Source organism: Delftia sp. DLF01 (assembly GCF_014852125.1).
Taxonomy (GTDB): domain Bacteria; phylum Pseudomonadota; class Gammaproteobacteria; order Burkholderiales; family Burkholderiaceae_C; genus Comamonas; species Comamonas acidovorans.
In genome coordinates this window covers 242,585-256,292 of sequence record NZ_JACVAZ010000005.1, presented here as the reverse complement: position 1 = coordinate 256,292, position 13,708 = coordinate 242,585, and the positions used below count along the sequence as shown (strand labels likewise).

The 13,708-nt window shown below is 69.6% G+C and carries 11 protein-coding genes; 6 read left to right on the top strand and 5 right to left on the bottom strand.

The features are described from left to right. Nucleotides 1–10: 10 nt before the first annotated feature. Both IB269_RS24890 and IB269_RS24885 read right to left on the bottom strand, forming a co-directional pair. Nucleotides 11–1,165 carry an ABC transporter permease gene (locus IB269_RS24890; RefSeq protein ID WP_012202065.1) on the bottom strand — a complete coding sequence of 385 codons (1,155 nt, stop codon included), beginning with the start codon at nucleotides 1,163–1,165 and terminating at the stop codon, nucleotides 11–13. After that, nucleotides 1,162–2,634, bottom strand: coding sequence for an efflux transporter outer membrane subunit (locus IB269_RS24885; protein WP_192368589.1), 1,473 nt, complete (start codon nucleotides 2,632–2,634; stop codon nucleotides 1,162–1,164). The genes IB269_RS24890 and IB269_RS24885 overlap by 4 nt, the downstream gene beginning before the upstream one ends. A gap of 345 nt (nucleotides 2,635–2,979) precedes the next feature. Between IB269_RS24885 and IB269_RS24880 the strand changes: the two genes are divergently transcribed. From IB269_RS24880 to IB269_RS24870, 3 genes are all read left to right on the top strand, one after another. Next, entirely contained in the window at nucleotides 2,980–3,984 is a 1,005-nt protein-coding gene (locus IB269_RS24880; RefSeq protein ID WP_192368588.1) for a fimbrial protein, read from the top strand. A 133-nt stretch (nucleotides 3,985–4,117) separates the two neighbouring features. Further along, complete coding sequence (locus IB269_RS24875; RefSeq protein ID WP_013800025.1) at nucleotides 4,118–4,843, top strand: response regulator; 726 nt, start codon at nucleotides 4,118–4,120, stop codon at nucleotides 4,841–4,843. Further along, entirely contained in the window at nucleotides 4,828–6,006 is a 1,179-nt protein-coding gene (locus IB269_RS24870; protein ID WP_192368587.1) for a sensor histidine kinase, read from the top strand. The genes IB269_RS24875 and IB269_RS24870 overlap by 16 nt, the downstream gene beginning before the upstream one ends. A gap of 42 nt (nucleotides 6,007–6,048) precedes the next feature. On the opposite strand, the gene IB269_RS24865 is transcribed toward IB269_RS24870, so the two are convergent. Further along, a complete protein-coding gene (locus IB269_RS24865; RefSeq protein ID WP_043780208.1) occupies nucleotides 6,049–6,708 on the bottom strand; it encodes a TetR/AcrR family transcriptional regulator in 660 nt (219 codons plus the stop codon). Between the two features lie 45 nt (nucleotides 6,709–6,753). Between IB269_RS24865 and IB269_RS24860 the strand changes: the two genes are divergently transcribed. Continuing rightward, nucleotides 6,754–8,448: an acyl-CoA dehydrogenase family protein gene (locus IB269_RS24860; RefSeq protein WP_192368586.1), complete on the top strand. Its 1,695-nt coding sequence runs from the start codon at nucleotides 6,754–6,756 to the stop codon at nucleotides 8,446–8,448. A gap of 45 nt (nucleotides 8,449–8,493) precedes the next feature. Beyond that, complete coding sequence (locus tag IB269_RS24855) at nucleotides 8,494–10,014, top strand: class I adenylate-forming enzyme family protein (RefSeq protein ID WP_141832998.1); 1,521 nt, start codon at nucleotides 8,494–8,496, stop codon at nucleotides 10,012–10,014. A 33-nt stretch (nucleotides 10,015–10,047) separates the two neighbouring features. Here the strand turns inward: IB269_RS24855 and IB269_RS24850 are convergent, their stop codons facing one another. Beyond that, a complete protein-coding gene (locus IB269_RS24850; protein WP_192368585.1) occupies nucleotides 10,048–11,160 on the bottom strand; it encodes a siderophore-interacting protein in 1,113 nt (370 codons plus the stop codon). Between the two features lie 114 nt (nucleotides 11,161–11,274). After that, on the bottom strand, nucleotides 11,275–12,303 hold the full coding sequence (locus IB269_RS24845; protein WP_192368584.1) for a helix-turn-helix transcriptional regulator: 1,029 nt from the start codon (nucleotides 12,301–12,303) through the stop codon (nucleotides 11,275–11,277). Nucleotides 12,304–12,438: 135 nt separating this feature from the next. Between IB269_RS24845 and IB269_RS24840 the strand changes: the two genes are divergently transcribed. Further along, nucleotides 12,439–13,638: a threonine ammonia-lyase gene (locus IB269_RS24840; RefSeq protein ID WP_065344929.1), complete on the top strand. Its 1,200-nt coding sequence runs from the start codon at nucleotides 12,439–12,441 to the stop codon at nucleotides 13,636–13,638. Nucleotides 13,639–13,708: the final 70 nt, after the last annotated feature.

Below are 13,708 nucleotides of genomic sequence, written 5' to 3'. Positions count from 1 at the left end.
CTGGCCGTCTTCAGCGCAGCAGCGTGGCCGGGTCGGCACGCAGCAGGCTGCGCATGGCGCCCAGGCCCGACAGCAGGGACAGCACGGCCACCAGCACGGCGCAGGCCAGCACGGCCGATGCGTTCAGCGCCACGGGCACGCGGTAGGCCATGGCCAGGGCCAGCAATACGGCGCTGGCCAGCGCGGCCATCACAAAGCCCAGGCCGCCGATCCAGCAGGCCTGCTCGACCACCACGCGGCCCAGTGCCGCGCGGCTCACGCCCAGCGCGTTGAGCACGGCGTACTCGCGCGAGGAAGCGGCCACCACGGCCTTGAGCGACTGGCTGGTGACCACCGAGCCCACCAGGCAGACGATGACGGCCATGAACAGCACGCCCGCGCCGGCGCCCGTGTCGAACATCCAGTAGCGCTGCGAGCGCCGCGCGAATTCCCTGGCCGTCCAGGCCTCGTAGGGGCCGAAGCTGGGTGTGGGCTGGTTCAGGCGCTGCTTCACGGCCTTGGCCGAGGCGCCCGGGCGCACGCGCGCCACGAAATAGGTGCTGCCCTGGCCGGGGTCGCCCGCAATCTCGCGGGCCGTGGCCAGCGAGGCCAATACGTTCACGCCGCCCAGGCCACGCAGGCCGTCCACGGCCGCCACCACCTGCACGCGGTGGTTGTTGACCCAGGCCACGCCGCCTTCGCTGGTGCCCAGGGTCTGCAGGTCGGCCCGGTCCACGATCACGGCGCCGGTCTCGCGCAGGCGCTGGCGCTGCCAGGGCTGGAGCACGTGAGAAAACAGCATGGAGGCGTCATCGGTGGCAATGCCCGACAGGTAGACCGACACGCCGCCGCCGTGCTCGCTCGCCGCGCCGCCGGCCGCCGAGTCCGAGCGCCAGTCGCCGTCCACCCAGACATAGGGCTCGACCGCCGCGACATCGGGGTCCATGCGCAGGCGCATGTCCACGTCGCGGCCGATGGTGCGGCCGAAGTTCACGCTCTGCGTGCCCGGATAGCCGATCCACAGGTCGGCCGAGGAAGCCGTCACATACAGCGCGGCCGATCCGAAGATGCCCAGCACCAGCGCGGCCTGCATGGCCAGCAGCACGCCGGAGAAGCCCACGGCGAAGACGGAGGGAATGAAGCGGCGCCACTCGTGCACCAGCGTCTTGCGTGCCAGGGCGATCATGAGGGCGCTCCTTGTGCGGGCGGAGCCAGTGGAGCCATGCCGCTGTCGGCGTCGTCCTTGTCCTCGGCCGGCAGCGGCGCGCCGCCCAGGGCCTTGTACAGCGCCACGTAGGCCAGCGCATGGGCAGTCAGGGCCGTGGTCTGCTCGCTGCGCGCCTGCAGCGCGGCGCGCCGGGGCGCCAGGCCGCCGAATTCGCTGTCCAGGCCCAGCTTCAGGCGCTGGTCCTGCACGCGCTCGCGCTCGGCCAGCACCTGCTGGGTGGACTGCAGCGAGGCGATGCGCTCGCGCTGGGCGTCCAGCGCGGCCAGTGCGGACTCGACCTCGGCCACGCCGTCGAGCACGCTCTGGCGGTAGGCCTGGATGGCGGCCTGCAGCGCCAGCTCGCTGGCGTCGGCCTGCGAGCGGCGGCGGCCCCAGTCGAACAGGGGAATGTCGATCTGCGGCCCGAAGGTGGGTGCGTTGTCCTGCGTGGTACGCAGGTTCTGGGTGATGTTGAACGAGTACAGCAGCGAACCGCCGATCACGAAGCGCGGATACAGCGCCGCATGCGCAATGCCCTGCTCGGCCGCCGCGCGTTCCACTGCGGCCTGCGCCACCTGGATGTCGGGGCGCGTGCGCAGCAGGTCGGCCGGCAGGACGGCCACGCCCAGCGCCTGGGGACCGGGCAGCGGGGCCTTGGCATCGGCCTGCAGCCACTGCGCATCGGGCCGCGTGCGGCCCAGCAAGGCGGCCAGCATGTGGGCGCTGCGGGCCTGGGTTTCGCGCAGGCTGGCACGCAAGGCCGCGCTCTGGCCGGCCTGCAGTTGCAGCTGGTGCACGGCCTCTGCCGTGCCCAGGCGCTGCTGCTGGCGCACCTGTGCCAGTTGCAGGGCACGCGCATCCAGCAGTGCCTGTTCGTCGATCAGGGCGCGCTGGCGTTGGGCCATGCGGATGTCCAGATAGCGGTGGACCACATCGGCCACCAGGGCCACGCGGGCCGCCTGCAGTCGGCCCCGTGCGTCAAGCACGGAGGCGGCGGCATTGCGCTCGCCGGCCTCGCGGGCGCCGAACAGGCCCAGGTCCCAGCTCACGTCGATGCTGGCGTGGAAATACGAGTCGATGGCCGCAATGTCCTGCAGCGTGCGCGCACCGGCCGTGAACACGGGCCGGAAGGCCGAGCCGGCCGTGCCGGCCAGCAGCCGTTGCTGGCGCAGGCGCGACTGGGCCTGGGACAGGTCGAGGTTGGCGGCCAGCGCCTCCTCGACCAGGGTGTTGAGGGATTCATCGCCCCAGGCCTTCCACCAGCCCTGCAGGTCGGGCGCTGCGGCCGAGCCAGGTGCACCCGGCGCGGCGGCGGGCAGGGGCTGCGTCCACTGCGTGGGCACCGAGCCGTCAAGCTGCGCCGGAGGCGGCGAGGAGCAACCGGCCAGCGCCAGGGCGGCGCCCAGGCACAGGCTGGAGAGGCGATGCGTCGCGGCGGCGTGGTTCACGGGATGGACAGGCGGGAAGGGGATGATCGAGGGGAGGGCCGGGAGAACGAGGCCAGGGAACCATGTCCCCGGATGGCCATTGGACGCGGCCAAGCTTGCGCGAGGTTGCAGGCTTTATGGAGGAAACATGGAGAGCGCAGCGCCTTGCGGGGACCTCTCTGCCCCAACCCGGGCAAGAGCCAGTTGCGGACCGCCCGATCGCCGCGGACTCGGATGATTCCGAGTTTATTTTCAGAACGCTCCAATTCCAAGGCCGCATGCAGGTCAGTACATTGGCCGGATATCGCGCCCTATGCCACCCGTCCCAAGGCATTGATCCATATCTTCCAGGCTGGAGTTCACAGCATGTCTTTGACAGCCATCTTGCGCCATGCATTGGCCACGCCTCTCCTCTTGATTTTTTGTATGGCCCCTATTTCATCCTGGGCCCGTTGTTCCTCCCAGGGCTGGAATGCCCAGTTTCCGGGTTCAGCCAACACCCCCACCATCGTCAATGAAAATTATCCGATTGGCAGCGTTGTCTATTCCAGGACAATGAATTTACAAAATACCGGAGCCGGCAGCTACCACATTTCTTGCGACAATGATTTTTATTACATAGAAGGCATTGGAACGGAAAGCGGTGGAATATATTCCACCTCCATCCCCAACCTGGGCATGAGAATCACGTGGGAAAGAGCCGCGCCTTATTCAGGGTCCATGCTGAAACAGGGCATATTCCATTCACTGCCAAGCAACAACATGACCCTCGAGCTCGTGAAAACCGGAGAACTCACATCTGGAGGTTCCCTGAATGGCAGCTTCGCACGGATCTACTCAGGGACCAGCAATGCCCGTGACTTGCTGGCAACGGTATTCTTTTCGAGCGGCATCACCGTCAACGTCAGCAGCCGCCCCAGGCCGCCGACCTGCCGGGTGTCCACGGGCAAGATCGATGTGACCATGGCCCCCGCCCCGTTCGCCGATTTCAAGGGAATCGGGTCCGTCACGGCAGCCAAGGACTTCAGCATCGAGTTGACCTGCGCGGGAGGCGAAGCCAATACACGCCTGACCGCCTTCATCACGCTGACGGATGCCACCCAGGCGACCAACCGATCGAGCACGCTGACGCTGGCCCAAAATTCCAAGGCCCGGGGTGTCGGCATACAGGTACTGAGAAACAACGTGCCCGTGAGCTTCGGCCCCGACTCCGGCAGCCTGGGCAATGCCAACCAATGGAATGCGGGCCAGGTCGCACAGGGGCAGAACAGCCTGAAGATTCCGCTGAGCGCGCGCCTGGTGCAGACAGCCAGCAGCGTGACACCTGGCATGGCCTATGGCAGGGCGACCTTCACGATGAGCTACCAATAGCCGCTGATGGGCCCGCAGGAAATGAACAGCGCCAGCCTTGCGCGCGATTGCAGACTTCGTGGAGCCAATATGGAGGGACTGCGGCACGCAGGGCATCGCACCATAATGTGCGCTTGGCCCTGCCAGCTTTCCCATGAACTCCACAGCACAGCCAACGGCAACCACCCCCCTCGTGCTCGTCGTCGAAGACGAGCCCGCCATCGCCAGCATCCTGACGGCCTATCTCGAGCGGGACGGGCTGCGTTCGCGCATGGCCTCGGACGGCCAGGAGGCGCTGCAACTGTTCCGCCTGCTGCGGCCCGATCTGGTGCTGCTGGACATCCACCTTCCCGGCATGGACGGCATCGACGTGCTGCGCGCCATCCGCGATGACAGCCAGACGCCCGTGATCATGGTCACAGCCCTGGCCGACGATGTGGACAAGCTGCTGGCCCTGCGCCTGGGCGCCGACGACTACGTGGTCAAGCCCTTCAACCCGCCCGAGGTCGTGGCCCGCGTGCGCGCCGTGCTGCGCCGCACCCAGGCACGCAAGAACCCGGCGCCCGCGCCCATCCGCGTGGGCCCCATCGAGATCGACTCCGAGGCGCACAGCGCCGTGGTCTACGACAACGAGGGCCGCGCCCTGCCGCTGCCCCTGACGCTGACCGAATTCCGCCTGCTGGCCTGCCTGGCGGCCCAGCCCCGGCGCTGCTTCTCGCGCTCCCACCTGATCGAGCACTGCCTGCCCGAGAGCGATGCGCTGGAGCGCGTCATCGACTCGCACCTGTCCAAGCTGCGCCGCAAGCTGCAGCTGGCCGGCCAGGAAGGCCTGATCGAGACCGTGCGCGGCATTGGCTACCGGCTATGGCCCTGGGACTGAGGCCCAACCGCATCTGGGTGCGCTTCGGCCTGTGGATCACGGCCACCGTGCTCAGCACCATCGCCCTGCTGGCCATCGGCGTGCTGGTGTTCTCCGAGATCCAGTACCGCGACTTCTACAGCAGCCTGCCGCCGGCCGTGCAGATCGAGCTGGACGAACTCAACGCGCAGTCGTTGGAAGACAGCCCGCGCGCCATGCAGATCTACGGCCAGTACTGGACGGGCGATCTGCTGTTCGGCGAGAAATGGTCCCTGGTCATCGGCCTGCTGGTGTGCCTGCCCTTCGGGCTGGCCGTGGGCTTCTGGGTCTCGCGCCTGGTGACGCGGCCACTGGCCTCGATGGTCGAGGTGGCCAAGCGCGTGGAGCTGGGCGACTTCAGCGCGCGCGCCCTGCCCGGCAAGGCCCATGGCGAGATGGCCGAGATGGTGGTGGCCTTCAACCGCATGATCGATTCGCTGGAGACGCTGGAGGCCGAGCGCCGCGCCACGGCGGCCTCGATCTCGCACGAGCTGCGCACGCCGCTGACCGTGCTGCAGGCGCGCCTGCATGCCATCTGCGACGGCGTCATCGCCGCAGACGACACCGAGCTGAACACGCTGCTGTTCCAGGTCGAGCACCTGGGCCGGCTGGTCGGCGACCTGCACACGCTGTCCATGGCCGATGCCGGCCAGCTGTCGCTGCAAAAGCAGCGCCTGGACCTGGCCGAACTCGTGGCCGAGACGCTGGACCACCTGCACCCCCAGCTCCTGCAGCATGGCATGCAGCTGGAGATGCACCTGCCCGCGCCCAGTGACATCGGCATGGCCGACATCCGTGCCGACGCCGACCGCATGCGCCAGATCCTCTCCAACCTCGTCAGCAACGCCATCCGCCATGCGGCCAGCGGCGCATGGCTGGGCGTGGCGCTGACGGTGGAATCCGATATCGAAGGCCATGCCTGGGCCGTGCTGCGCATCAGCGATGCCGGTCCCGGCCTGCCCAGCGAGCTGCGCTCCCACCCCTTCCAGCGCTTTGCCCAGGTGCCCGGCAAGCGCCGCCGCGAGGGCTCGGGCCTGGGCCTGTCCATCGTCAAGGCACTGACCGTCTCCCAGGGCGGCAGCGTGGAGGCCGACGACTCCGAGCAGGGCGGTGCCCGCTTCACGCTGCGCTTTCCGCGCGTCTGATCCTGCCCCGCTGGAGGCCGCCGGGGGCCGCTGCCGGGTCCGCTACGCGGACGGAGCCTGCGCCTCGCGCAGCAGCGCATGGATGGCCCAGCCCAGCGGCGCGCGCAGCTGCTGCAGCGTCTGCTGCGGCCCCAGCGCCAGCAGCGACTGCGACACCCAGCCATAGGTCAGCGTGTGCAGCAGCCGTGCCAGGGGCTGGGCCGGCGCGGGCAGCGGCGGATCGCAGTCCTGCAATGCCGTGCCCCACAGCTGTACATAGGCCTGGTAGTGGCGGCGGAAGGGCTCGGGCGCGGACACCTTGCGCTCCAGCATGAACAGCGCGGCCCACATCGGCGCCTCGCGCGCAATGCCGTCGACCAGGGTGTCCAGCAGGCGGTCCACGCGCGTGGCCAGCGGCATGCCGGCACTGTCCTGCAGCGTTTGCAGCCCCTGGGCGTGCAGGGCCTGCACCTGGCGGTGGATGCACATGGCCGCCAGCGTGTCCATGTTGCCGAAGTATTCATAGAAGGTGCCCAGGCCCACGCCGGCCACGGCGGCCACCTCGCGCACCGTGGTGCGCTCGTAGCCCTGCTCGATCACAAGCCGAACAAAGGCGTCCTGCAGCGCCTGCGAGGTGGCCTGCGCGCGCGATTGCAGGGGGCGGCGCCGCACTTTGGGCGGCTGCGGCTGCTGCCGTGAAACCCGAACACCTTTGCTGGGCATTTTTCCTAGACTTTTGCGTTGAGACCAACGATCACGGAGACACGCATGAGCACCGGCCAGACATTGCAGACAGGGCACACCTGGAACACGCACGACGTCCTGAACCAGGTCGACGAACTCACCGACTTCAACCTGCTGGAGGCCGATCCTGCCCTGGCCGAGGCCCTTCAGCGCAACGGCGCCGCGCGCCACATTCCGTCGCTGTCGCGCTATGCGCAGCAGCTGGGCGAACGCGCCACCTGGGAATTGGCCGAGCAGGCCAACCGCCACACGCCCGAGCTGCACCGCTTCGACGCGCGCGGCCGCATCATCGACGCCGTGGAGTTCCACCCGAGCTGGCACACGCTGCTGGGACTATACCGGCAGCAGGGGCTGATCTCCCTGCCCTTCGAGGACAGCAGCGCGGGCCGCTGGAGCGCCTGGGCCGCAGGTTTTTACCTGCACGGCCAGGTCGAACAGGGCACGCTGTGCCCGGCCACCATGACCACGGCCGCCATCCCGCTGCTGCAAAAGGAACCGGCGCTGTGGCAGCAGCTGCAGGGCAAGCTGTTCAGCCACGAATACGATCCGCGTGACCTGCCCGTGGGCGACAAGGCATCGATGTGGCTGGGCATGGGCATGACCGAGAAGCAGGGCGGCTCCGACGTGCGCGCCAACACGACGGTGGCCATGCCGGTGCACGCCGGCGGGCGCGGCGGCGAGTACCTGCTGCGCGGCCACAAGTGGTTCTTCTCGGCACCCATGTGCGATGCCCACCTGGTGGTGGCGCGCATGGGGGAAGGCGGGGGGCAGGCCTGCTTCTACGTACCGCGCTGGCGCCCGGACGGCAGCAGGAATGCCGTGCGCGTGCAGCGCCTGAAGGACAAGGTGGGCAACCGCAGCAACTCCAGCAGCGAGGTGGAGTTCGAGGACGCCTGGGGCATCCTGATGGGCGAGGAAGGCCGGGGCATTCCCACCATCATCGAGATGGCCACCTACACGCGCCTGAACTGCGTGCTGGGCAGCGCCGCCATCCTGCGCTCGGCCACGGTGCAGGCCCTGGCCTATGCGCGCCGGCGCAGCGTCTTCGGCAAGCAGCTGGCCGAGCAGCCGCTGATGCGCACCGTGCTGGCCGACCTGGCGCTGGAAAGCGAGGCCGCGCTGCAGATCGCCATGCGCCTGGCCCAGGCCTATGAGCGTGGAGGCGACGAGGGTGATCCGCTGGAGCGCGCCTGGAAGCGCATCATGACGCCAGCGGCCAAGTTCTGGGTCTGCAAGCGCGGCGTGGAGCTGACGGGCGAGGCCATGGAGGTGCTGGGCGGCAACGGCTATGTGGACACGGGCGTGATGGCGCGCCTGTTCCGCGAGGCGCCCGTGAACTCGATCTGGGAAGGCTCGGGCAACGTCATGTGCCTGGACGTGCTGCGTGCCATCTCGCGCGAGCCCGACGGCGCGCAGCTGCTGCTGCAGGACCTGATCGACACGGCAGCGGGCGAGCCCGCGTTGCTGCAGCAGGCGCAATCGCTGGCACGGCGCCTGTCCGGCCCGCCTGACCAGCTCGAGGCCCAGGCACGCCGCCTGGTGCAGGACCTGGTGCTGCTGGCCCAGGCCTGCCTGCTGCGCCGCCATGCGCCGCCCGCCATGGCCGACGGCTTCATCGCCACGCGCCTGGGGGCGCAGCAGGGCGCCATGGTGGCGGGCGCCTTCGACCCGGCAGGCCTGGACATCGCCGCCATCCTGCAGCGCGCGCTGCCCGCCTGAAGCGGCCGCCGGCCCACCACACAACAAAGCACAAGGAGACAAGACATGAACCTGCTCGACGCCTTCGACAGCGCCGTGCGCAAGACGCCCGCCAAGGCCTTTCTGCGCGACCGCGGCGCCTCCATCAGCTATGCCGACATGCAGCGGCGCTCGCAGCGCGCGGCCGCCGTGCTCCAGGCCCAGGGCGTGGGCCGGGGCGATACCGTGGCCCTGATGTGCCTGAACACGCCGGGCTTTGTCGAAGCCCTGTTCGGCGCCTGGCGCCTGGGCGCCGCGCTGGTGCCCGTCAACCACAAGCTGCAGGCGCCCGAGCTGCAGTACATCCTCGACCACGCGCAGTGCAAGGCCCTGGTGTTTGACGCCGCACTCGCGCCCGTGGTCGCGGCCGCGCCACACCCCTGCGCCCGCCTTGTGACCGAGGCGCAAGAGGCCGTCCCGGGTGTCCAGGACTGGGACACGCTGGTGGCGGCCGCCAGGCCCATGGAAGGCACGCGGCCCGCCGATGGCGACATCGCCCAGGTGCTCTACACCTCGGGCACCACGGGCCGGCCCAAGGGCTGCCTGCTGAGCCATCGTGCCGTCACGCTGGCGGCGATCACGGCCGCGCTGGGCCTGTCCATCACGCGCGAGGAACGCACGCTGATGGCCATGCCCATCTGGCATTCCTCGCCGCTCAACAACTGGTTTGGCGGCACGCTGTACATGGGCGGCACCGTGGTGCTGCTGCGCGAGTACCACCCGCAGCATTTCCTGCAGGCCGTGCAGGACGAGGGCGTGACGCTGTACTTCGGCGCGCCGGTCTCCTACTTTGCGCCGCTGCAGATGCTGCCCGACTTTGCCCGCTACGACCTCAGCAGCGTGCGCGCCTGGGTCTACGGCGGCGGCCCCATCGGCGCCGAAATGGCACACAAGCTGGCCACGGCCTACCGCAGCGACCGCTTCTACCAGGTCTACGGCATGACCGAGACCGGCCCCACGGGCACCACGCTCTACCCCGAGGAGCAGGTGGAGCGCGCAGGCTCCATCGGCCGCGTGGCCCTGCCCGGCGTGGACATGCGCGTGGTGCGCGACGACGGCGAGGATGCCGGCCCGGGCGACACCGGCGAGATCTGGCTGCGCACCGGCAGCGTGATGGACGGCTATCTGCACGACGCCCAGGCCACGGCTGCCGCCTTCGCACCGGGCGGCTGGTACCGCACGGGCGATCTTGCGCGCCTGGACGACGCGGGCTATCTCTTCATCGTGGACCGGACCAAGGACATGGTCATCACGGGTGGCGAGAACGTGTATTCCAAGGAGGTGGAGGACGCGCTGTCGGCCCATCCCCAGGTCGCCGATGTCGCCGTCGTGGGCCGGCCCCACGCCGAATGGGGCGAGACCGTCGTCGCCCACGTGGTGACGCGCGGCGAGGCCGCGCCGCAGGCCGAGGCACTGCAGCAGTTCCTGGCCGACAGGCTGGCGCGCTACAAGATCCCGCGTGAATTCGTCTTTGCGGCCAGCCTGCCGCGCACGCCCACTGGCAAGCTGCAGAAGTTTCTGCTGCGTCAGGAGCGCAGCGCCACCTGAGGCGCCGGCCTCCTGCGTGGCCTACTTTGCGGCCTACTTTGCGGCCTTGAAATCCGACTCGCTCATGCCGCGCCGCCAATAGGCCACGACCAGCTGCTCGTGCTTTTCCAGACCGCGCTCCTCGCGCGCCCACTGGCGCACGGCCTGGGCGGTGTCGAATTCGCCAGCGGCCCAGACGAAGCGGCTGGCGGGATGACCGGCCAACGCATCCGGCCAGCGCACGGCGCGCAGCGCGTCGATCAGCAGCGTGGTGGTGCCGGCCTCGGCAGCGCCGCGGTGCAGCCAGTGCCATTGCAGGCCTTCGGGCGCCTGCACGGGCTGCTCGTCCTGCGGGCCCTGGACTTCGGCAAACACATGGCCGCGCGTGTGCGCCGGCAGGGCGGCCGCAATGCGCAGCATGGCCGGCAGGCCGGTGTCGTCGCCGGCCAGCAGCATCCAGTCGGCCGGGGTGGCCGTGCGCCCGCCGGGGCCGGTCATGCCGATGCGCTGGCCCGGCTGGGCGCGCGCGGCCCAGGCGGACCCGGGGCCGGCGTCCTCGTGCAGCACGAAATCCACGTCGATCCATCCGTTGGCGCCGTCTTGGGCCATTCCCATCGCACGCATGGTGTACGTGCGCATGTCCAGGCGCCCGTCACCCTCGGGCAGGCGCAGCAGGCCGCTGGCCGACAGCGTGGGCCATTGGGGCTCGGCCACGCCCGGCTGCGGAAACAGCAGCTTGACGTGGATGTTGGTGTCCTGCGCATAGCGCGCCATGTCGTCGCAGGCAAAGCGCACGCGGCGCATGTGCAGCGTGAGATCGCGCACGGCCAGCACCCGCAGTTCGCGGAAGGCCGGCGGGCGCTGCAGCGTGGCGCCGTCACCCTCCCAGGCCAGGGAGCCATCGGCGGCGCCCGTGGCCTCCAGCAGCAGGTGGGCCAGCATGAGCTTCATGTCCTGCAGCAGCTCCACGCCCGGCGCCGCCACCTCGGCATGGACCTGCCCGCCCTCCAGCCACAGCTGGCCCCGGCCGCCTTCGTAGTCGGCCACCCAGCGCGTGCCTTCGCGGCGCACGGTGATGTCGTGCTCCTGCATGTGCCCGACGATGGCGGCGATGGCCTCCTCGGCCCTGTCCATGCGCACCGAAGTGCGTGCCTGCAGCTGTGTCATTGACGGATGTCCTTTCGTTCGGTGATTGCAGCATCGCCCGGCGCCCGTGGGGTTTGCGCCAGCCCCGCCGACGTTTGCGCAGCGCGCCCATAAGCCCATAAGCCCATCAGGCCCTCAGAGCCTGGCGCGCACCAGCTTGGGAGAGATGCCGAAGCGGCGCTTGAAGGCCGTGGAGAAATTGGCGGCGCTGGAATAGCCGGCCGCATGCGCGACCTCGGAGACGCTGCAGCCCGTCTGCTCCAGCGCGGCCCAGGCGCGTTCCAGCCGCTGCTCGCGCCGGTACCCGTCGATGCTCGATCCGTAGGCCAGACGGAACTGGCGCTGCAGGGCGCTGGCGCTCAGGCCGACCTCGCGCGCGATATCGGCCAGCGGGCGGCAGCCGTCGCCGCCACTGTCCAGCAAGGCCTTGAGGCGCGCCATGCGCCGGTGTTCGCGCACGCCCAGCACGCCCGGCACGGTCTGCGCTGGGTCGGGCTCGGGCGCGTCCAGCGCCTGCACGGCCTCGTGCACCAGCTCCAGCGTGCGGCTGGCCAGCAGCAGGGGCGCAGAGCCTTCGCGCGCCAGCTGGATGATCTGCTCGGCCACCGCCACGGCGCGCGGCGATGGCTGCCAGGGCTGTATGGCCAGCAACTGCTGCTCCATCCAGTGCCGCAGCAGCGGTGGCGCGACCATGGGCAGGGCCTGGGCGGCAAACCATTGCGGCTGCACGGTGATGCTGAGCTTGCGCTCGAACTTTCCGCGCCGCCAATGCCGCATGAACATGTCGCCGGGCCGCGAATGGATGACGGCGCCGCAGGCCTGCACATGGGCACCGGCCGGGCTGGCGGGCGCCACCTGCATCTGCAGGCCCTGGCTGCCGAAGGCCACGTCCACGCAGCCCTCCAGCAGCACGACCAGGTGCAGCCCCGGCACGGCCGGCGAACGCGTGTTCATGGTGCGCAGGTCGCGCGCCTCCACGCCATGCAGCCACAGGCCGGGCTGGACCTGCCAGGACTGCAGGTGCCCGGCCAGCAGCGCGTCCTCGGCCGTGACCTCGGCGTCGAGGATGCGGTAGTCGGGACCGCTGAAGTCGCAGGCACGCAACGTGCCCCGCCCCAGCCAGCGCGGAGGGCGTGCAGGTGTTTGGACAGAGGAAAGAGCCATGGCCAGCCGGAGCGGTGTGCGCCCCAAAGACAAGAATGATTCTCATTTTATGGATCGCGCCGGTGCGGCGCTTTCTGCGGGGAATCCATGGCGTGCCCTGCCGCGCGCCCGGGCCGCCGTGCGCCACAATGCGTGATGCTCAGCCTCCAAGACATCCAGAACGCCGCCGACCGCCTGCGCGGCGCCGTGCTCGAAACGCCCTGCGTGGAATCGCGCACGCTGTCCCAGATCACGGGAGCGCAGGTCTATCTCAAGTTCGAGAACCTGCAGTTCACGGCCTCGTTCAAGGAACGCGGCGCCCTCAACAAGCTGGCCCAGCTCTCGCCCGAGGAGCGCGCACGCGGCGTGGTCGCCATGAGCGCCGGCAACCATGCCCAGGGCGTGGCCTACCACGCGCAGCGCCTGGGCGTGCGTGCCGTCATCGTCATGCCGCGCTTCACGCCGGGCGTGAAGGTGGAGCGCACGCGCGGCTTCGGCGCCGAGATCGTGCTGCACGGCGACTCCCTGGCCGAGGCGCGCCAGCATGCCTACACGCTGGCCGAGCAGCAGGGCCTGTGCTTCGTCCACCCCTATGACGACGAGCAGATCGCGGCGGGCCAGGGCACGCTGGCGCTGGAGATGCTGGCCGAGCAGCCCGACCTGGACCAGCTCATCGTGGCCATCGGCGGCGGCGGCCTGATCGCGGGCGTGGCCACGGCCGCCAAGGGACTGAACCCGGGCATCGAGATCATCGGCGTGCAGACACAGCGCTTTCCGTCCATGTTCAATGCCGTGCGCCAGGCCGGGCTGCCGATGGGCACCTCGACCATCGCCGAGGGCATTGCCGTCACCCAGCCCGGCGCGATCACGCAGGAAGTCGTATCGCGCCTGGTGGACGACATGCTGCTGGTCGATGAAGGCGACATCGAGCAGGCCGTGCTCATGCTGCTGGAGATCGAGAAGACCCTGGTCGAGGGTGCGGGCGCCGCGGGCCTGGCCGCGCTGCTGCGCCATCCGCAGCACTTCGCGGGCAAGAAGGTGGGGCTGATCCTGTCGGGCGGCAACATCGACCCGCTGCTGCTGGCGGCCATCATCGGGCGCGGCATGGTGCGCTCCGGGCGGCTGGCGCGCATCAAGGTCAGCGCGCGCGACGTGCCCGGCGTGCTGGCGCGCATCACGGCCACGGTGGCAGCGGCGGGGGCCAATATCGAGGAAGTCCACCACCAGCGCGCCTTCACCATGCTCGCCGCGCAGAGCGTGGAAATCGAGCTGGTGCTGCAGACCCGCAACAAGGCCCATATCGAAGAGGTCATCGCTGCCCTGCAGGCCGAAGGCATGCAGGTCAACGCCGTCTAGAGCCCTAGCAGGCCCCTGGCTCCTTGTGTCATGGCTTTCCCCGAAGGCGCTGGCGGGCAGGCCTGCCTAG